Genomic DNA, 18,531 nt, shown 5'->3' with positions numbered 1-18,531 from the left:
TTCTGCGTGCCTCCTTCGCCCACGGGCCGGGGGCGGGGTGGCCCGGGGGTGCGTGGGATCGATTCCTGGTGCGGGTGCATGGCCGCGCTTCCGGGAGCTTATGTAAAGATGATAATCATGTTCAAGTGCTTCGAGCTGGGCATCCGTTCACCGGAACGCCGCCCGGCAGGGATCAGGTGAAGGGGACACACGATGGACGCACCACCCTCCCGGGAGCCGGACCGTGCCCCCGCCGACTGGCCCGGCTGGCCCGCCGAGGACGTACAGCGCTACCGCGCCGCCGGCTACTGGCGCGACGAACTCCTCGGCGACATCCCCGCCCGCCAGGCGGCCGAACGCCCGCACGCGTCCGCCCTGGTCGACGGTGAACGCCGCTGGACCTACGCCGAACTCGACCGCGACATCCGGGCCCTGAGCGGCGGCCTGCACCGCCTGGGCTTCCGCCCCGGCGACCGGGTGATCGTCCAGCTGCCCAACCAGGCCGAGTTCGTGCTGCTCTGGTTCGCCCTGCACCGCCTGGGCGCCGTACCGGTGCACGCCATGCCCGGCCACCGCCGCGCGGAGATCGGCCACCTCGCCCGGCTGACCGAGGCGGCCGGCTACGTCGTCCCCGACCGGCACGCCCGCTTCGACCACCGCGAACTCGCCGCCGAGATCCGGGAGAACCACCGCACCCTCCAGCGGGTGATCGTCGTCGGGGACCCCGGCGGGCACCCGGACTTCCTCCCCTTCGACACGCTGTACGGCGACGGCACCGGCCCCGCCGCGCCACCCTCCCCCCGCGCCCCCGGCGACCTGGCGCTCCTGCTGCTGTCCGGCGGCACCACCGGAACCCCGAAACTCATCCCGCGCACCCACCACGACTACGCGTACAACGCGCGCACCGCGGCCGGGATCTGCCGGCTGGGGCCGGACACCGTCTACCTCGCCGTCCTGCCGCTCGCCTTCAACTTCACCCTGGCCTGCCCCGGCATCCTCGGCACCCTGATGTCCGGCGGCACCGTGGTCATCGCCCCGAACCCCGACCCGCTCACCGCCTTCCGGCTGATCGAGCGGGAAGGCGTGACCGTCACCGCCGTCAACCCCCCGCTCGTCCCGTACTGGCTCTCCGAACACCGCGCCCACCAGCCGGATCTCGCCACCCTCCAACTGCTCCAGGTCGGCGCCGCCCGGCTCCCGGACGACCTGGCCCGCCGCATCGGCCCCGAACTGGGCTGCCGGCTCCAGCAGGTGTTCGGCATGGCGGAGGGCCTGCTCAACCTCACCTCCCCCGACGACCCCGAGGAGATCATCTGCACCACCCAGGGCCGGCCGATCTCCCCCGCCGACGAGATCCGGGTCACCGGCCCGGACGGCCGCCCCGTCCCCGACGGCCACACCGGCGAACTCCTGACCCGCGGCCCGTACACCCTGCGCGGCTACTACCGCTCACCCGGCCACGCGGCCACCCACTTCACCGACGACGGCTTCTACCGCACCGGAGACCTCGTCAGACGCCTGCCCAGCGGCCACCTGACCGTGGTCGGCCGGGTGAAGGACCAGATCAACCGCGGCGGGGAGAAGATCGACGCCACCGAGGTCGAGGACCATCTGCTCGCCCACCCCGGCGTCCTCCAGGCCGCCGTGGTGGCCGTCCCCGACACCGCGCTCGGCGAACGCTCGGTCGCCTTCCTCGTCAGCGACGAAGCCCCCACCGTCCGGGGCATCGCGGCCTTCCTGCGCGAACGCGGCCTCGCCGCCTACAAGGCACCCGACCGCGTCCGGCTGATCGACCGGATGCCGCTGACCGCCGTCGGAAAGATCGACAAGAACGCCCTGCGCGCCCTGATCTGACCCGGCGCCGGCCCCGGCCCCGGGCCGCTCCCCGGCCGCGACGCACGGCCGGGGAGCCGCGCCGCCACCCCAAGGAGAAGCCATGCGCATCGAGGTGCGCCCCGACATCTGCGTGGGCGCCGGACAGTGCGTACTCGCCGCCCGAGCCGTCTTCGACCAGGGCGAGGACGACGGACTCGTCCGGCTGCGCCACCCCGCACCCGGCCCCGCCCACCACGACGCCATCCGCGAAGCGATCGACCGCTGCCCCTCCGGCGCGATCGCCCTGCACGACAACTGAGCACGAACGGAAGCACCGCTTCCACCCCGGTGCCCCGCACCGGTCACCGCACCCAAGGAGCGACGATGGACCCCATCGGGAGACGTACCCTGCTGCGCACCGGCCTGCTGGCCGTAGCGGGAGCCATGGCAGGCCCGGCCCTGCTGACCGCCTGCGGCACCGGCGGCGAACCCGCCGCCCGCCCGCAGCAAGACGGGCGCCGCGGCGGCACGCTGCGCGCCGCCTTCACCGGCGCCGGCGCCGCCGAGACGCTGAACCACTTCACCGGCGGAACCGCCATGGACATGGTCCGGGCCAGGGCCCTGCACGCCACCCTCGGCGACATCGACCCCACCGCCCCCGACGGCGTGCGCTACGGCGTCCTCGACACCATCGAGATCGCCACGGACCTCAGCGCCTACACCCTGCGGCTGCGCCCCAAGCTGACCTTCAGCGACGGCTCGCCGCTGACCGCGGCCGACGTCCTGTGGTCCCTGATGAGCCCGGCCGACAACCCCGCCTCGCTCCCCGTGTACAAGAACCCGGCGGCCAACTTCGACTTCTCCGGCGCCCGCATCGAGGACGACCGCACCCTCGTCCTGCCCACCCTCACGCCCATCGCCGACGGCCGGCTGCTGCTCTGCCAGGGCAACTACCTGGTCGTCAAGGAAGGCAGCGACTTCTCCCCCGGCACGCCCACCTCCGGCCCCTTCACCCTCCAGGAGTTCGAACCGGGAGTGGGCAGCCTGCTGACCCGCAACGACGCCTTCTCCCTCCCCGACGCCGACGACGCCCCCTACCTGGACGGCCTGGAACTGCGCTCCATCGCCGACAGCGACGCCCGCGCCGCCGCCCTCACCGGCGGCCAGATCGACTTCGCCCACGACCTGGCACCCGTCACCGCCCAGACCCTGCGCGGCGACGACCGGTTCACCGTGAGCAGCACCGAAGCCCCGTACGTCTCCGGGCTGTTCTTCCGGATGAACCTGGCCCACGAACCCTTCCGCGACGACCGGGTGCGCACCGCCTTCAAACTGGCCGCCGACCGGCAGGCGATGGTGGACTCGGTGTTCTTCGGCGACGCCGTGGTGGGCAACGACCTGATGTCGCCCGGATTCCCCGACTACGCCCCGGAGATCGAACAGCGCCCCTTCGACCCGGACCGCGCCCGCCGGCTGCTGCGCGAGGCCGGAGCGGACGGCATGAGCATCGCCCTGACCACCGGTCCCGAGACACCCGGCATGGTGGAGGTGGCCACCCTGTACGTCGAGAACCTCAAGGAGATCGGCGTCGACGCCACCCTGGACGAACTCCCGGCCGGTCAGCTCTTCGCCGACTACCCCGCCTACGCCCGGCTCCCGCTGGCCGCCAGCTTCTCGGTGCCCACCCCCGCGCTGCCGCTCTACCAGATGTCCTACGGCGGACAGAACCCCTCCGCGCTCGGCTGGGACCGGCCCGACGTGGACGCCCTGGTGGCCGAGGCGCGCGGCAGCTCGGGAGCGGAGTCGGCCGAGGCGGGCCTGGCCGCGCAGCAGGTGCTGTGGGAGGAGGGCAACACCATCGCCCCCGTCTTCAAGCCGTTCACCACGGCGGCGGTGCCCGGTGTGTCCGGCGTGGCGGACGATCTGTTCGGGCAGTTCCCCGGGTTCAGCCGGACCAGCCTGTCGTGAACCGCTGGGCGTTCTGGCTCCGGCGGCTGGTGGCCGGCGCGGTGGCCCTGGTGGCGCTGTCCCTGCTGATCTTCGGCGCGACGGAGCTGCTGCCGGGGGACGCGGTGAGCGCCGTCGCCGGCCCGACCGCCACCGAGGAGGAACGCGCCGCCGTACGCGAGCGTCTCGGTCTCGACCGGGACGCCGCCACCCGCTACTTGGAGTGGGCCGGCGGCGCGCTGCGCGGCGACCTGGGCACCGGCTACCTCGGGGCGCGCCCCGTGACCGAGGTGGTCGGCGCCCGGCTCCCGCACAGCCTGCTGCTGGCCGCACTGGCGCTCGCGGTGACGGTGCCGGTCGCCGTCGTCGCCGGACTCGCCGCCGGGATGCGCGCGGGCGGACCCGTCGACCACGCCGTCTCCGCGGGGACGCTGCTGGTCGCCGGGCTGCCCGAGTTCGTCCTGGCGACCCTCCTGCTGTGGGCGCTCGCGGCCGGCCCGGGCCTGCTCCCGCAGGTGTCCATGGTGCCGCTGGGCGGCTCCCCGCTGGACGCCCCGGAGATCCTGGTCCTGCCGGTGGCGACACTGGCCGTCTCCGGGATCGCGGTGGCCACCCGGCTGATCCGGGCCCGTACCGCCGACATCGCCGCCACCCCCTACATCGAGGCGGCCCGGCTGCGCGGCGTGACGGGCCCGCGGCTGGCGCTGCGGCACGTGCTGCCCAACGCCCTCGGGCCCGCCGTCCAGGCGCTCGGCATGGTGACCGGGGCGCTGGTGGGCGGGGCGGTGGTCGTGGAGACCGTCTTCGGATACCCGGGCATCGGACGGGAGTTGCAGGAAGCGGTGGCCTACCGGGATGTCCCGCTGGTCCAGGGCATCGCGCTGGTGCTGTGCGCCATCGCCCTGGCCGTCCTGCTGCTCACCGACCTGCTGGCCAGGGCGCTCGACCCCCGCTCGGGCGGCGCGCGATGAGCCCGGCGGCGCGCGGGGCGCGGGTACGGGCGCGGGCACCGGCGCGGCGGATCACCCGGGCCCGGGTCTGCGCCGCGATCTGCCTGCTGGTGGTGGGCATCGCCCTGCTCGGCCCGCTGCTCGCGTGGGCATCGCCCACCGAACAGGTGGGCGCGCCGTTCGAGGGGCCGGGCGCCGGACTGCCGCTCGGCACCGACTTCCTCGGCCGCGACCTGGCCGCCCGCGTCCTGCACGGCGGCCGGCTGGTGCTGGGCGTGGCGGCCGGAGCCACCGTGCTGGCGACGGCACTCGGGCTGGTCGGCGGCGTCCTGCTGGGGCTGATGTCCGAGCGCGCCGCGGAGCCGGTCATGCGCGCGGTGGACCTGCTGGCGGTCTTCCCCTCACTGCTGCTGCTCCTGCTCTTCGCGACCGGCGCGCCGGGCAGCGACCTGGCGGTGCTGCTGGCGGTGGGCCTGGCCTGCGCGCCGTTCTCGATCCGGGTGATCCGTACGGTGACCCGGCAGACCGCCGCGGGCGGCTATGTCCGCACCGCGCGGGCCCGGGGCGACAGCGCCTGGGCGCTGGCCCGGTACGACATCTGGCCGAACATCGCGGGCACGGTCCTCGCGGACGCCGGGCTCCGGTTCGTCGCCGCCGTCCACCTCGCCGCGACCGCCGGGTTCCTGGGGCTCGGCCGGGGAGCGCCGGCCGCCCACTGGGGCCGGATGATCCGGGAGAACCTGCCGGGCGCCGCGCTCAACCCGCTGCCGGTGCTGCTTCCCGCCGCCCTGCTCACCGCCTTCGCGGTCGCGGTGAACCTCCTCGCCGACCACGCCGCGGCCCGCCGGGCCGGCCCGGCCGGACCCTCCGGAGCACCCCATGCGTGAGCCACCGGCCCCGGCGGCCGTCGTCGAGATCGACCGGCTGGTGGTGGGCCCGGCCGCCGGCGGCCCGCCGGTACTCGACGGCCCCGGCCTGCGGCTGCACACCGGGGAGACCCTCGCCCTGTACGGCCGGTCGGGCTCGGGCAAGACCACGCTCGCCCTCAGCCTGCTGGGGCACCTCCGCCCCGGGCTCGCGCTGCGTTCGGGCACGGTACGGGTCGGCGGCATCGATCCGTTCACCACCGCGGGCCGCTCCCGGGTCCGTACCGGGGTGGTCTCCTTCCTCGGCCAGGATCCGGCCGCCGCGCTCAACCCGGGGCGCCGGCTCGGCGGCCTGCTCCGCGAGGCGGCGCGGCGCTCCCGGCCCGCCGCGCCCGGCGGCCCGGGGACGCGCGAGCGGATCGAACGGGCGCTGGCGGAGGTGGACCTGCCCACCGACCGGGCGTTCCTGCGCCGCTACCCGCACGAGATCTCGGGTGGTCAGGCCCAGCGGGCGGCCCTGGTCATCGCGACGCTCCGCGACCCGGTCCTGCTCGTCCTGGACGAGCCGACCAGCGGGCTGGACCGCCGGCTGGCCGACGAGCTGTGCGCCCTGCTGGGCGCGCGCCGGCGCGCCGGGTCAGGGGCGATGCTGCTGGTCAGTCATGACCGGGAGCTGATCGGCGCGCTCGCGGACCGCACTCTCCGGGTGGCGGACGGCCGTCTGCTGCCGCCGGGGGAGGACACCGCCGCCCCGCGGCCGGCTCCCCGGCCACCCGCGCGGCCGGCCGCGCTGGTACTGCCGTCCGCGCCGCCCGGGCCGTCCGGCTCCCGGCCGCCCGCGCCGCCCGCGCCGCCCGGGCCGTCCGGCTCCCGGCCGCCCGTGCTGGAACTGACGGGACTGCGGGCCGGCCACGGGCGGCGGATCACCGTGGCGGGGGTGTCCCTGACGGTGGCACCGGGCGGCTGCACGGCGCTGGCGGGCGCGTCCGGCGCGGGCAAGAGCACCGTCGCGCACTGCCTGGTCGGGCTGCACCCGGCCCTGGCGGGGCGGCTGACCCTGGAGGGCCGGGAGGTGCCGCTGGACCTCCGCCGCCGCTCACCGCGGGACCGGCGCGCCCTGCAACTGGTCGCCCAGGACTCGGTGGACGCGCTCAACCCCCGCGAGCCGGTGCGCAGGACGCTGCTGCGGCCGTTGACCGGACTGCGGGGCATGGCACCGGAGGAAGCCGCCTCCCGGGTGCACACCCTGCTCGAACAGGTCTGTCTGCCCGCGCGGTTGCTGGACCGGCTGCCGCATCAGCTGTCCGGCGGCGAGCGGCAGCGGGTGAATCTCGCCAGGGCGCTGGCCGCCGGGCCCCGGGTGCTGGTGTGCGACGAGGTGACCTCCGCGCTGGACACCGCGACGCGGGACGCGATCCTGGACCTGCTGGCGGAACTGCGCCGCACCGAGGGGCTGTCCGTCGTGCTCATCAGCCATGACGCGCGGGTGCGGGCGGCGGCGGACCGGGTGGTGGTACTGGACGCCGGCCGGCCGGTCCCGTCCGGGGACGCACCGGCGCCCGGCGGCGGTCGGGTCTGACCGCCGCCGGGCGCCGGCGGGGGAGCGCGGGCCGGGCGCGCACCCCGGCGTACGGCCCGGGGCGCGGGGCTCAGGCGGGGACGGGCACCGTACGGGTGGCCGGGACGAGATGGCGGCCGATGCTGCGCAGTTTCTCCCGGGTCTCCTCCAGTTCCCGGTCCGGGTCGGAGTGCGCGACGATCCCGGCGCCCGCCCGCAGCCAGGTGCGCCCGTCCCGGCGGAAGACACTGCGCAGGACCAGGGCGGCGTCCAGGGACCCGTCCGCGTCCGCGGTGATCACCGCTCCGCTGTACAGCCCCCGGCCGGGCCGCTCGGCTCGGCTGATCCAGTCGCACGCCGCCGCCTTGGGTATGCCGGAGGCGGTGACGGCGGGGAAGAGCGCGGCGAGCGCGTCCCACCGGGTGGCCCCCTCGGCGAGGCGGCCGGCCAGCCGGGAGGCGAGATGCTGGACGCTGCCGCGCTCCGAGACGGACATGAAGTCCTCCACCCGTACCGATCCGGTGGCGCAGATCCGGTCGAGTTCGGTGGCCACCAGGCGGACCGAGATGGCGTGTTCGAAGACTTCCTTGGCGTCCCGGTACAGCTCCGCGCGGCGGGCCAGGTCCCGTTCGGGGTGGCCTTCGAGCGCCCGGGTGCCGGCCAGCGGCTGGGCCCGTACCAGCCCGTCGGCGTCCACCGTGGTGACGATCTCCGGGCTGAACCCGGCGGCCTCCCAGCCGCCGAGGCGCAGCAGGAAGGAGCGCGCCGGATCGTTGGCCCGGCGGCCGGTCAGATAGGTGGCGGGCAGGTCGAGCCGGCCGGGGACGGGGACGTGCCGGGAGACGATGACCTTGTCCAGGAGCCCGGCGCGGATGTCGCGGACGGCTTCGGCGACCAGCGCGCGGTAGGGCGCGGCGTCGTGCCGGTCGATGTCGGGGCTGAGCCGGCCGGCGGGGAGGGGGAGTCCGGCGCCGGCGGCGGCGGTCAGCCGGGCGGCCAAGGGCTCGAGACCGGCCGGGTCCACGGCGCGCAGCAGGGCCGTGTCGCCCTCGAACCGCACCTCGCGCTCGGGCAGTACCAGGCGCAGGGCGGTGTCGGTGACCGGCCGGTCCTGGTGGAGGAGAGCGGCGAGTTCGTAGCCGGCCCAGCCGTACGCGCGCCAGGCGTCGCCGCCGACGGCGGCGAGCGCCGTACCGAGAGCGGCCGGCGCGGGGGTGGTGGGGGCGAGCCGCCGGAGCTCTCCCGCGTACCGCAGGGTGGGTCCCGAGGGGCCGATCCCGGCGACGGCGGCCTCTCCTTCGGCCCAGCCGACGCTGCCGCGCCGCTCGTACAGCAGGTGGGGGTCGCGGGAGGCGGCGCACAGGGCGGCGGCGGTCTCCAGGGCGTCGGCGCCGAAGGGGACACGTCGCTCGGCGTAGGTCAGGGGTGGGTGCACTGCGGTGGTCTCACCTTCACGGAGGCAGTGGCCCGGGCGGTACCGGTCGGCACGGCGCGGGGGACGCGGCGGCCGTGGGCCGTAGCGGGGCGCGGCGGCCGGCCCTGCCGGTCTCCCGGTCGCGGCCTCGGCGCCGTGGGCCGTGGCACCGGGCCGGCCCGGGAATGGACTGATGTGCGATCAACGTAATGGATTTGGCATTCATTTTCAATAAGAAGGTGTGCCGGTACGGCCGTTCCCCCACGGAACGCACACCGCGCGTTCAGCTGAGCTTCAGGAAGCGTGCATATCCTGGCCGGACACCTTCCGGAAGCCCTGGGGCGGTCCACTGACGGCCGCCCGACGGACGCCAGTGCACCGGAACGAAAGACGGGCAGCCATGACGGCCAACGCGCGCGGCGCACGCACCCTGTGCGGAGGTCTGGCCGCGCTCTTCCTGTTCGCCGTCTTCCTCGTCGGGGGCGTCGGCCCCACCCTCCAGCCGGCCGAGTCGGCGGCATCCGCCCCGGCGCGTACCGCCACGCTGCACGACGACCGGACGCTGCTCCAGGCGCAGAGCGCCGACCAGGACGCCGCGGCGCACCGCCGGCACCGGCCGGCGGGCGAGGACAGCCCCGCCGCCCCCGAGGAGCCGGGGGCCGTCGCCCCGGACCTGGCGCCCCGTCACGCCGCCCGTCCGGTGCCGCCGTCACCGGCGCCACCGCCGGAGCCGGCCGCACCGCACGTCATGCGCTGCTGAGCGCCCCGGGACCCGGGACTCCCGGGACGAGTGCGGCCCGGCGCCGTCCGGTGCGCTCCGCCCGCGCTCCCCGTTCCCCGTTCCCCGTTCTCTGTTCCCCTTTTTCCCTGTCCGCCGTGCCGGCCTCCCCGGCCGGCGCGGGAGGCGGCGCGCCCGCTCCCCGCGTCACCACGGCGCGCTCCTGACCGGAGCCACCACCGCACCACTTCCCCGGACGGCAGCGGCGGTCTTCCGTCATGCTGTCGCCACCGTGACCGCATCCGACCCGATCGAGGTATCCATGAAGCGAAGTTCCCGTCCCCGTCCCCTTCACCTGGCGCTCGCGGCCGGAGCCGCGCTCGCCCTCACCCTCACCACGGGCTGCGCGGCCGTGGAGAAGGCGATGGACTGCGTCCGCGTCGCCGACACCATCGCGGGGCAGGTGGACGACCTCCAGAACAGCGTCGAACAGGTCGGCAGCGAACCCGGGCAGCTCGACGAGTCGCTCAGCGACATCGACAGCCAGCTCGCCGACCTCGGGGAGTCGACGGGCGACGCCGATGTCTCCCAGGCGGTCGAGCACATGAAGGAAGCGGTGAACAACGTCCAGACGGCGGTCGCCGAGGGAGACACCTCCCCCGACATGACACCGCTGCGCGACGCCCTGGGCGAACTCACCAGCGTCTGCACCCCCTGAGCGCCCCGATCGCCCGAGGGTGTGCCCGCCGGGGCGCACCCTCCTGCGGCCCGGCGCCGGGGCGCCCGGTGGGTCAGCCGCGGGTGAAGCGGTACGTCATGCTGTCGGTCAGCACGCAGAAACCGGGCGACATGACGATCACCCGCAGCGTTCCCGAGCGCCGGTCGTAGTCCAGGCCCTGTACCTCGAAGGCGCCGGAACAGGCGCTGCGCAGCGGCAGCTGACGCAGCGCCGTGACCCGGCCGTCGACATCGGCCGTGCCGCTCGGGGCGGCCGACAGATCGACCTGGAGCAGGGGTTTGGTGATGCCGAACAGGGCGCCCTCCGGGTCGTCCGAGGAGCACAGCAGCGTGGTCGGCCCGGTGAAGTCGCAGCCCTGCACATCGCGTACGGGGCGATCCAGGTGCACGGTGGCGGCCTGCGGCAGGTCGGCCGAGGGCGAGGTGGACGGGTTGACGCCGGGCGTGGGGAAGACCAGCAGCCGGCTCATGGTGCCGTACTCGCCCGAGAGCATCCACTGGCCGTCGGGCGAGATCGCGACCCACGAGTTGTTGAGCGCCTCGCCGGGGGAGAGGGTGTGCTCGTACTCCGACCAGCCGCCGTCCGGCGCCTGGACCCGGAACATCTTGGTGGTGCCCGAGTCCCGCTGGTACGGCTCGATGTAGTGGCCGTCGTAGTGCGCGTCGGGGTCGCCGACGTGGTTCCAGCCGCGCAGCCGCAGCTCGGCGGGGATGGTGCCGATGCCGGTGTACCGGTTGGGGCTGTTGGCCGGCACTTCGACGGAGGTCAGGCCCTGACTCTCGGTCAGCGGGTCGGCGCGGTCGGAGCCCACCTCGGTCCACACCTCCGCGGCCGGCGCGGCGGTGGCCGACGCCGCGGCAGGCGCGGAGAGCGCCGCGGTGGAGACGGCGAGCAGGGCGGCGAGGCCGGCCAGGGCGGGGCGGCGGCGCCGGGGGATGTGCGGGGTCATGACAGATCCGCTCCTCGGGAGGGGACGGGCGTGGGGGGACGCACTCGGCGGGGACAGTACGAGGCGTGCGCTGTCATGTCCAGACCACTGCGGGAGTCGGCCGGTCCAGGACACCGGGGCCGGGAGCGGTTTCGTCGGGTTTCGTCGCCGGGGGCGGCCCCGGCGCCCGCCGTACGGACGGGCGCTGCGGAGGTGCCGTCCCTGCCCCGGGGCTCCGCCGCGCGGCGCGGCCGGCCGGGGTCGGATTTCGTGGACCTTTCCCGGTCGGCGGGCGCCCTGACCTGACCGTAAAGCGACACATCGGGCGATTGACACCCCCATGAGGCCGCACCTACGGTCCCGTTCGGAACCGGGAACGCTGTACGAAATCCCGGATCAACGCCGGGCGCGTCGGCGGACGACCGCCGTGAGCCGCTCCGCCACCGCACCCGGCGCGTACCCCTTCCAGCGCACCCGCCCTGCCGGTACGGCCGGTCCCCGGCCGCCGCCCCCCACCAGGAGTGCCCATGCGTCGTCCCCCACCCACCCCACCCACCCCCCGCGCCGTCCGCCGCCGCACCCGGCCCGTACGCCTCGCGGTCGTTCTCCTGCTCGGCCTGCTCATGGCGCTGACCACCGCCCCCGCCGGGTCGGCCACCACCACCGACACCGCGCCCGACACCGCGACCGCCCCCGCCGACGTGCGGACCGCCGCACTGCCCAGCAGCTTCCAGTGGTCCTCCAGCGGCCAGCTCATATCCCCCAAACCGGACGGCTCCCACAACATCGTCGCCGTCAAGGACCCCACGGTGGTCCAGCACGACGGCCGCTGGCACGTCTACATGACCACCGCCAACACCGCCGGCCAGTGGAGCCTGGCCCACACCAGCTTCACCGACTGGTCCCAGGCCGCCGCCGCTCCCCACACCTACCTGGACACCAACCCCGACATCGGCAACCGGTACGCCGCCGCACCCCAGGTGTTCTACTTCGCGCCGCGCGACGAGTGGTACCTCGTCTACCAGACGGGCCTTCCCTCGTTCTCCGTCAACAGCGACCCCGGTGACCCGGCCGGCTGGTCGGCGCCGCGCAACTTCCAGAACAGCATGCCCGACATCATCCGGGACAACATCGGCGACGGTCACTGGGTCGACTTCTGGGTCATCTGCGACGACACCATGTGCTACCTGTACTCCTCCGACGACAACGGCCAGCTCTACCGGGCCGAAACCACCATCGGCGAGTTCCCCGACGGCTTCCGCAACACCCGGATCGAGCTCCAGGACGCCAACCGCTACGCCCTCTTCGAGGGTTCGGCCATCTACCGGGTCCAGGACACCGACACCTACCTGCTGATCATCGAGGCCATCGGCTCGGACGGCAGGCGCTACTACCGCTCCTTCACCTCCCAGGGGCTGGGCGGCCAGTGGCAGCCGCTCGCGGCCAGCGAGGCGAACCCGTTCGCCCGGGCCAACAACACGGCCTTCCCCGGCGGAGCCTGGACCCAGGACATCAGCCACGGTGAACTCATCCGCTCCGGTTCCGACCAGACCATGACCATCGACCCCTGCCGTCTGCAACTGCTCTACCAGGGCCAGGACCCCGGCGCGGGCGGCGACTACTCGCAACTGCCCTGGCGCCTCGGGCTGCTCACCCAGACCAACCCGACCTGCTGACCGCCCCCGGACGGGCCGACCGACCCCACACCGGGCGGGCCGCCGGGCGGCCCTCGCGGCGCCCCCGCCCTCACCGCGGCGGGGGCGCCGTACTGCCGCGCACGATCAGCTCGGCCGCGAACTCCACCCGGCGGCCCGGCACCTCCCGCCCCCGGGCGAGCGAGACCACCATGGCGGTGGCCGCCGCCGCCATCTCGGTGAGCGGCTGCCGCACCGTCGTGAGCGGCGGAACCAGCCAGGCGGACGGGAAGAAGTCGTCGAACCCCACCACACTCAGCTCCCGCGGAACCTCCCGGCCCGCCTCCGCCGCCGCCTGGTACACCCCGATCGCCGCACCGTCGTTGGGCGCGCACACGGCGGTCGGCGGCTCCGGCAGCCGCAGCAGATCGCGGGCGTGCCGCAGCCCGTCCTCCACCCGGAACCCGCCGGTGCGCACCAGTTCCGGCGCGAGCGGCACCCCCGCCCGGCGCAGCGCGTCCTGGTAGCCGTGCAGCCGCGCCCGCCCGGACAGGGTGCTGGGCGGGCCGGTGATGACGGCGATACGGCGGTGGCCGAGCCCGAGCAGATGCCGCACGGCGTCCCGCGCGCCGGCCCGGTTGCCGGTGGTGACCGAGAGGCTGTGGCAGCCGGTCTCACCGGTCGGATCGACGAGCACCACGGGGATGCCACGGGCCCGCAGCCGGCGGCTCTGCGCCTCGGTCGGGCCGGAGAACACCGCCACCACGCCGGTGGGACGGCGCATCAGCACGTCCTCGAACCAGCCGCCGCCGGTGGTGTGGTCGCCCTGGAGCTCGGAGAGGACGACGGCCAGGCGGTGTTCGCGGGCGACCCGCTGCACACCGTTGAGCACGGCCACCGGGTACGGTCCGGCCAGCTCGTGGAAGACGACCTCCAGCGGCCTGGTCACCCCGCCCTTGGCGGCCACCGGGCGGCGCCGGTACCCGTACCGGCCGATGACCTCCTCGACGGCGGCGCGGGTTCCGGGGCCCACTCCGGGGCGTCCGTTGATCACCTTGGAGACGGTGGAGGGGGAGACCCCGGCCAGTTCGGCGATCCGGGCGGCCGTCACCGGACGGTCCCGTACCGGCTCCGGTTCCGGCTCCGTGGCGGGTGCGGGTTCGCGCGGTGGCTGGGCGGCATGCAGGGTCATGGGTGGCATCCCTCTGTGCGTCCGGGCCCGCCGCCCGGCCGCACCGTAGGCGCCCGGTGACGGGGTGTCAAGGGGAACGGTGCCGGCCTCAGCGGCGGCCGAAGAGTTCGACCTCGGCGATGGCCAGACGGGTGTCGTCGCGGGCGCCGTGCGCGGTGTCGGTGGTGAGCCGGACGGAGGTGACGTCCGTACCGCCCAGTTCGAAGCTCTGCCCGCCCGGCTCGTCGCGCAGACTGACCGTCCGCTCCTGCGCGGTGCCGTCCGTGCCGGTGAGGGTGAGCGTCATCGTCTCCGGTCTGGCCTGGGTGAGGAACTCGTCCTGGTTGACGGAGACTCCGGGCGTGATCAGCACATGTGTCAGCCGCACCGGATCGCCGAAGTCCACCTCCAGGTACTCGCCTGCTCCGGAACCGGTGACGGCGGGGGACCAGTAGCGGTTGCTGAACCCGTCGAAGGCGTGGGCCGCCGGATGGTCGGGAGCCTCGCTGGAGGCCCGGACGGCCACCGGGTGCAGCGCCTCCGGCTCGCCGGTACGGTCGCGAGCCGAGTCGAAGAGACCGGCGATGTGGTCGCGGCCGAACCAGGCCAGCAGCGCCAGCAGCACCACGAGCACCGGCAGCAACGGGCGCAGGCGCAGCCGGCGCCGGGCGGCCGGACGGGTACCGGCGGCCAGCGGCTCACGCGGCGCGCGCCGGAAGAACCGCCGCCACCAGGGCAGTGGGGGCGGGGCCTCCTCGGGCGCGGCCCCGGCCAGCACTGTCCCGCACCGCGCGCACAGCCGGCGCCCGGGCTCGTTCCGCGCCGCGCAGCCCGGACAGATCCGGGGCGGCGCGGGGTCCGCCCGGGGGGCTGGGTCCTGCGCCGGTTCCGGCGCGTCGGCGCCCCGGTCGGCGGGCCGCTCCGCGTGCTCTCCCGGCCGCCTCGGCGCGGCCGGACCCGGCTCCGCCTGCTCCCGCGCCCACGACGGCGCCCCGGCCCCGGGCCGCCGGGGCTCGGCGGTGGCGGGCGGCGGGGTCGGCCCGACGGGCGGCGGGGTGGCTGCCGTCGCGGGCGGCGGTGGGGAGGCCGGGGGAGCCGGCCATGCGGGCGGGGCGGGAGATGGTGCGGCGGGCGGCGGAGCCGGGGGAACCGGCCACGGGGCTCGGTCAGGTGACGTGGTGGCTGGTGCGGGTGGTGGTGCGGTGGGCGGCGGTGCTGGTGGTGGGTTGGGCGGCGGGGTGCTCGCGGCAGCGGGTGGAGTCGGGGGAGTCGGCCACGGGGCTCGGTCAGGTGACGCGGTGGGTGGCGTGGGCGGTTGAGCGGCTGGCTGCGGTGCGGCGGCGGGCGGGCCGGGCGGCGGTACGGGTGCCGCGTGGCCACCGCCGGTGGGCGGCGGGGCCGGGGGTGTGGGTGGTTGTCCGGCCGGTCCGGCGTGATGGTCCGGGCGCGGCGCGGCGGAATCGTTCGGTCCGGGCCACGCCGGGGGAGGGGCGGCGGCTCGCGGCGGCTGATCCGTCGTCGGCGCGGGCCTGTCCGGGTCCGGCGGTGCCGGGCGGCCGGCACCGCCGGGCAGGTGCGGAACGGGGCCACCGGCCGCTGCGTCCGGAGCCGCAGCACCGCCGCCGCCGGGAACGGGCCCACCGGCCGGGCCCGGCCCGTTCCGTGGCTCCTGCGCCTCCGCTTCCTCCCAGTCGAGAAAGGCACCGCACGCGTCGCAGAACCGCGTGCCCGCCGCGTTGCCCTGACCGCACTCCGGGCAGCTGATCACACGCCCTCACCGCCCCCGTCCGCCGTTCCGTCCGCCGTTCCGTCCCCCGCGCGGTCTGCCGCGCCGTCCGCCGTCGCCGTCACCACCGGCAGGACCTCCAGCCGGAACGGCACATGCGCCGGTACCTCCTGCGCGATCACCTGCTCAAGACCCACCCGGTCGAACCCGTCCGGGTCCGCCACCCGCAGCCGCACCGTCACCCACGGCCGCGCCGCGCCTGGCACCGGGCCGCCGGGGTGCGGCGACCAGCTGGCCGCGCCGCTCTCCTCGATCTCCGGCTCGACACCCGTCTCGATCCGTACCGCCGCCGCGAGACCCGCCCGGGTGCCGCGTCTGCCGTGCCGGGTGACGGCGCTCGCGACGACCGCGCGGCGCTGGTTGACCGGGCGTTCCTCGTCCACCTCGACGGCCACCCACCCCGCCAGCCAGCGCAGGAAATCCTCCGGCGCGCTGCGCGGGTGCAGATGGGCGGGCAGGTTGTCCAGCGACAGCAGGATCGGCGCCAGCACCTCGTCCAGCGCCCCGGTGAACCGCCGGACGAAATCCTGCTCCTGGTACACCGCCGGCAGCAGTTCCAGCAGCGGATGCGGCGTCGGCAGCCGCGGATACGCCCCGCGCACCTCAGCCGCCCTCCCGTACCCGCAGCTGATGCCCGTAGCTGAACACCAGGGCATGCGCGTCCAGTTCGATGCGCGACACCGGCTCGGTGCGCTCCCCGGTCAGCGGGTCGGCGGGGAACAGCCGGATGTCCTCCACCAGGTCCACCCCGGACACCCGCTGGAGCACCGCGAACACCTCGCCCGACTGCACCGGACGCCCGAACGGCCAGCCCCGCCCCTCCGGGCCGCCGGTCAGCGGGTTGAAGTACGAGTACAGCGCCGTGAGCGCGGTCTCCCGCAGCCGGTCCAGGGCCACTCCGCGCTCCGACTGGAGCGAGGCGACGATCGTCAGGCCCTGGTAGAGCGGCGGCTGCACCAGCAGCCGGGCGCCCACCGGCCGCCGTTCGTCCAGATGGTCGCTGATCGCTGCCAGCGTCTCCGGGGACGGGACCAGGTCGTCGAACGCCACCCGCCCCCGCGCGTCGCTGTGCCCGCCGGGCACCACCAGCAGCCGCAGCGGCTCGCCCTCCTGTTCCCCGGCCCGGACGCAGTGCACCCGCGCCACCTCGGGGGCCACCTCGCGCGCCAGCTGCTCGTAGTCGCGCGGAACCACCGCCCGGTGCAGGGTGCGCAGCGTGAGCGGCCCGCGCACCCGGGCGTTCTCCACCGTCTCGCCGTCCACGCCGCCCAGCGCGGGCGCGCGGTTGGTCACCCGCGCCACGTACGGCAGCGAACTGCGCAGCACCCGCAGCGCACCGCGCGCGACATTGCCGCGCCGGCCGCCGCCGGTGCGGTAGGAACGCACCCGGATCGCCCCGCCCTTGGGCGGGATCGCGCCGAACACCCGCAGCCCGCCGTCGGCCTCGCGCACCGCCGGGCCGAAGTCGATCCGCCCCGCGTTGCGGTCGAGGGTGACATGCCGGTCGTACACGGTGGAGTGCGCGAAGCTCTCCACCAGCCGCCACTCGCGCCAGCGGGTGCCCTCCGAGACCTCCACCACGAACGGCTCCTCGCCGGGCACCACCGGCGGGCGCGCCACCTGGAAGCTCTGGCCGGGCAACCCGTCCGAGGCGCCGAGCAGTTCACCGGTGACGGTCTCCGCGTGCACCGCCTCCACCCGCCCGCCGATGGTGAACGCGCGCGCCGCCCGCACGGTCGGCGAGGCCCGGTAGGCGGGCTGGCCCTCCGCCGCCTCGATCAGCCGGCAGCGCAGCCAGCCCGCCTCGTGCCGTGCCACCCGCGAGGAGGCGTGCACATCCGGCAGGTGGAGGACGATGTCGCCCGCCTTGTTGAACCCGCCGGTGCCGTCCGCCTCCACCTCGCATCCGGCCCACGCCGCGCCGTCCCACGCCTCCCAGCGCAGCGGCGGCCGGCGCGGGTCCACGCCCACCCCGTCCACCCGGCAGTCCAGGCGCAGCACCACGACGCCGCCGGGCACCGGGTCGGACAGGCCGATGTACAGGCAGTCCCCGGGGGCCGGCGCGGTGCCGCCGGCCGCCGCCCCGGCGCCCGTACCGCCCGCCCCGGCGCCGGCCGTGACCGAGCCGCTGAAGCACGGCACGTCGCGCTCCAGCGCCAGCTCCTGGGTACGGTCGGCCGCCTCTCCGCCGGCCGGCCAGGTGACCAGGTGTTCCAGGCTGCACGGCGGCACCGACAGCTCCCGGACGGTGCTGAAGACGACGGCCTCCTCGGTCTCCCCGCGCACGGTGGCCACCTGGGTGCCGGCCCGGATCCGCACCGGCTCGGGCTGCGGCGCCGACAGGGTGAAGGTGACCGGCACCCGGGCGGCGGTCGGCGGATAGAGCCGGACCCCGATGAGGTCGAGAAACGTCAGATAGTTCTTGTCCGGTACGCGATTGAGCCGGTACACCAGCTGATCGACCATGGTCGCGAACGCTTCGATCAGGGTCACTCCCGGATCGGAGACATTGTGATCGGTCCACTCGGGGCAGCGCTGCTGCACCAGCCGCTTCGCCTCGTCCACCAGCCCCTGGAACCGCCGGTCGTCGAGATTCGGGCTCGGCAACGACGTCATAGCGGCTCCTCGTGCTGCGGGATGACATAGAAGGGGAAGACGAGATTGCGCGGATCGTTGGCATCGCGCACCGAGTAGCTGATGTCGAGGTACAGCACCCCGTCGTTCACCCGGTCGAAGCGCACCGCCACGTCCGCCACCGTCACGCGCGGCTCCCAGCGCTCCAGGGCGAGGCGTACCTCGTACGCCAGTTGCCCGGCCGTCCCGGCGTCCGCCGGGGCGAAGACGTAGTCGTTCAGCGGGCAGCCGAACTCCGGGCGCATCGGCCGCTCGCCCGGCGTGGTGGCCAGGATCAGCCGGATCGATTCCTCGATCTCCTGCGCCCCGCTCACCAGGGCGATGCTGCCGGTGGCATCGGTGCGCGGCGGGAACGCCCAGCCCGAGCCGACGAATTGCTGTCCCACGGCGCC

Annotated in this window: 16 protein-coding genes; 9 read left to right on the top strand and 7 right to left on the bottom strand. The window is 75.3% G+C overall.

Translation table 11 applies throughout. The features are described from left to right. Positions 1-192 precede the first annotated feature (192 nt). The 6 genes from BM385_RS02810 (at position 193) to BM385_RS02785 (ending at position 7,136) form a co-directional block, all read left to right on the top strand. On the top strand, positions 193-1,833 hold the full coding sequence (locus BM385_RS02810; RefSeq protein ID WP_093842061.1) for a (2,3-dihydroxybenzoyl)adenylate synthase: 1,641 nt from the start codon (positions 193-195) through the stop codon (positions 1,831-1,833). Between the two features lie 82 nt (positions 1,834-1,915). Continuing rightward, entirely contained in the window at positions 1,916-2,113 is a 198-nt protein-coding gene (locus tag BM385_RS02805; RefSeq protein ID WP_019434244.1) for a ferredoxin, read from the top strand. 65 nt (positions 2,114-2,178) lie between these two features. Then, on the top strand, positions 2,179-3,762 hold the full coding sequence (locus tag BM385_RS02800) for an ABC transporter substrate-binding protein (RefSeq protein ID WP_093842060.1): 1,584 nt from the start codon (positions 2,179-2,181) through the stop codon (positions 3,760-3,762). Next, a complete protein-coding gene (locus tag BM385_RS02795) occupies positions 3,759-4,712 on the top strand; it encodes an ABC transporter permease (protein WP_093842059.1) in 954 nt (317 codons plus the stop codon). Before BM385_RS02800 ends, BM385_RS02795 begins: the two co-directional genes overlap by 4 nt. Beyond that, on the top strand, positions 4,709-5,578 hold the full coding sequence (locus BM385_RS02790) for an ABC transporter permease (protein ID WP_093842058.1): 870 nt from the start codon (positions 4,709-4,711) through the stop codon (positions 5,576-5,578). The genes BM385_RS02795 and BM385_RS02790 overlap by 4 nt, the downstream gene beginning before the upstream one ends. After that, positions 5,571-7,136: an ABC transporter ATP-binding protein gene (locus BM385_RS02785; RefSeq protein WP_093842057.1), complete on the top strand. Its 1,566-nt coding sequence runs from the start codon at positions 5,571-5,573 to the stop codon at positions 7,134-7,136. The genes BM385_RS02790 and BM385_RS02785 overlap by 8 nt, the downstream gene beginning before the upstream one ends. 70 nt (positions 7,137-7,206) lie before the next feature. Here BM385_RS02785 and BM385_RS02780 read toward each other — a convergent pair whose 3' ends face one another. Further along, a complete protein-coding gene (locus BM385_RS02780; protein WP_019432529.1) occupies positions 7,207-8,550 on the bottom strand; it encodes a salicylate synthase in 1,344 nt (447 codons plus the stop codon). A 379-nt stretch (positions 8,551-8,929) separates the two neighbouring features. Here BM385_RS02780 and BM385_RS02775 point away from each other — a divergent pair, with 379 nt between their 5' ends. Both BM385_RS02775 and BM385_RS02770 read left to right on the top strand, forming a co-directional pair. Next, on the top strand, positions 8,930-9,289 hold the full coding sequence (locus BM385_RS02775; protein ID WP_019432528.1) for a hypothetical protein: 360 nt from the start codon (positions 8,930-8,932) through the stop codon (positions 9,287-9,289). A 280-nt stretch (positions 9,290-9,569) separates the two neighbouring features. Beyond that, positions 9,570-9,965: a hypothetical protein gene (locus BM385_RS02770; RefSeq protein ID WP_026047205.1), complete on the top strand. Its 396-nt coding sequence runs from the start codon at positions 9,570-9,572 to the stop codon at positions 9,963-9,965. Positions 9,966-10,038: 73 nt separating this feature from the next. Here BM385_RS02770 and BM385_RS02765 read toward each other — a convergent pair whose 3' ends face one another. Next, positions 10,039-10,935, bottom strand: a complete 897-nt coding sequence (locus tag BM385_RS02765) for a hypothetical protein (RefSeq protein ID WP_019432526.1) — start codon at positions 10,933-10,935, stop codon at positions 10,039-10,041. Positions 10,936-11,441: 506 nt separating this feature from the next. Here BM385_RS02765 and BM385_RS02760 point away from each other — a divergent pair. Then, complete coding sequence (locus BM385_RS02760) at positions 11,442-12,590, top strand: glycoside hydrolase family 62 protein (protein ID WP_019432525.1); 1,149 nt, start codon at positions 11,442-11,444, stop codon at positions 12,588-12,590. A 70-nt stretch (positions 12,591-12,660) separates the two neighbouring features. Here BM385_RS02760 and BM385_RS02755 read toward each other — a convergent pair whose 3' ends face one another. The 5 genes from BM385_RS02755 to BM385_RS02730 all read right to left on the bottom strand — a co-directional run bounded on the left by BM385_RS02755 (position 12,661) and on the right by BM385_RS02730 (position 18,525). Beyond that, the gene (locus tag BM385_RS02755; RefSeq protein WP_019432524.1) at positions 12,661-13,740 is read right to left on the bottom strand and encodes a LacI family DNA-binding transcriptional regulator; all 1,080 of its coding nucleotides are present in this window, start codon (positions 13,738-13,740) and stop codon (positions 12,661-12,663) included. Positions 13,741-13,828: 88 nt separating this feature from the next. Next, complete coding sequence (locus BM385_RS02750; RefSeq protein WP_093842056.1) at positions 13,829-14,497, bottom strand: discoidin domain-containing protein; 669 nt, start codon at positions 14,495-14,497, stop codon at positions 13,829-13,831. Positions 14,498-15,483: 986 nt separating this feature from the next. After that, entirely contained in the window at positions 15,484-16,107 is a 624-nt protein-coding gene (locus tag BM385_RS02740) for a phage tail protein (protein WP_093842055.1), read from the bottom strand. Position 16,108: 1 nt separating this feature from the next. Then, the gene (locus BM385_RS02735; protein ID WP_093842054.1) at positions 16,109-18,121 is read right to left on the bottom strand and encodes a putative baseplate assembly protein; all 2,013 of its coding nucleotides are present in this window, start codon (positions 18,119-18,121) and stop codon (positions 16,109-16,111) included. Then, positions 18,118-18,525 (bottom strand): GPW/gp25 family protein, encoded by a 408-nt coding sequence (locus tag BM385_RS02730; protein WP_019432519.1) that lies wholly within the window; start codon positions 18,523-18,525, stop codon positions 18,118-18,120. The genes BM385_RS02735 and BM385_RS02730 overlap by 4 nt, the downstream gene beginning before the upstream one ends. Positions 18,526-18,531 lie beyond the last annotated feature (6 nt).

It is taken from the genome of Streptomyces harbinensis, assembly GCF_900116145.1.
Lineage (GTDB): Bacteria > Actinomycetota > Actinomycetes > Streptomycetales > Streptomycetaceae > Streptomyces > Streptomyces carpaticus.
This window is presented reverse-complemented; position numbering and strand designations above follow the sequence as displayed.

Coding starts and splice junctions, on each gene's coding strand:
- BM385_RS02810 (WP_093842061.1), top strand. CDS start 193: ATGGACGCACCACCCTCCCGGGAGCCGGACCGTGCCCCCGCCGACTGG.
- BM385_RS02805 (WP_019434244.1), top strand. CDS start 1,916: ATGCGCATCGAGGTGCGCCCCGACATCTGCGTGGGCGCCGGACAGTGC.
- BM385_RS02800 (WP_093842060.1), top strand. CDS start 2,179: ATGGACCCCATCGGGAGACGTACCCTGCTGCGCACCGGCCTGCTGGCC.
- BM385_RS02790 (WP_093842058.1), top strand. CDS start 4,709: ATGAGCCCGGCGGCGCGCGGGGCGCGGGTACGGGCGCGGGCACCGGCG.
- BM385_RS02785 (WP_093842057.1), top strand. CDS start 5,571: ATGCGTGAGCCACCGGCCCCGGCGGCCGTCGTCGAGATCGACCGGCTG.
- BM385_RS02775 (WP_019432528.1), top strand. CDS start 8,930: ATGACGGCCAACGCGCGCGGCGCACGCACCCTGTGCGGAGGTCTGGCC.
- BM385_RS02770 (WP_026047205.1), top strand. CDS start 9,570: ATGAAGCGAAGTTCCCGTCCCCGTCCCCTTCACCTGGCGCTCGCGGCC.
- BM385_RS02765 (WP_019432526.1), bottom strand. CDS start 10,935: ATGACCCCGCACATCCCCCGGCGCCGCCGCCCCGCCCTGGCCGGCCTC.
- BM385_RS02760 (WP_019432525.1), top strand. CDS start 11,442: ATGCGTCGTCCCCCACCCACCCCACCCACCCCCCGCGCCGTCCGCCGC.
- BM385_RS02755 (WP_019432524.1), bottom strand. CDS start 13,740: ATGACCCTGCATGCCGCCCAGCCACCGCGCGAACCCGCACCCGCCACG.
- BM385_RS02735 (WP_093842054.1), bottom strand. CDS start 18,121: ATGACGTCGTTGCCGAGCCCGAATCTCGACGACCGGCGGTTCCAGGGG.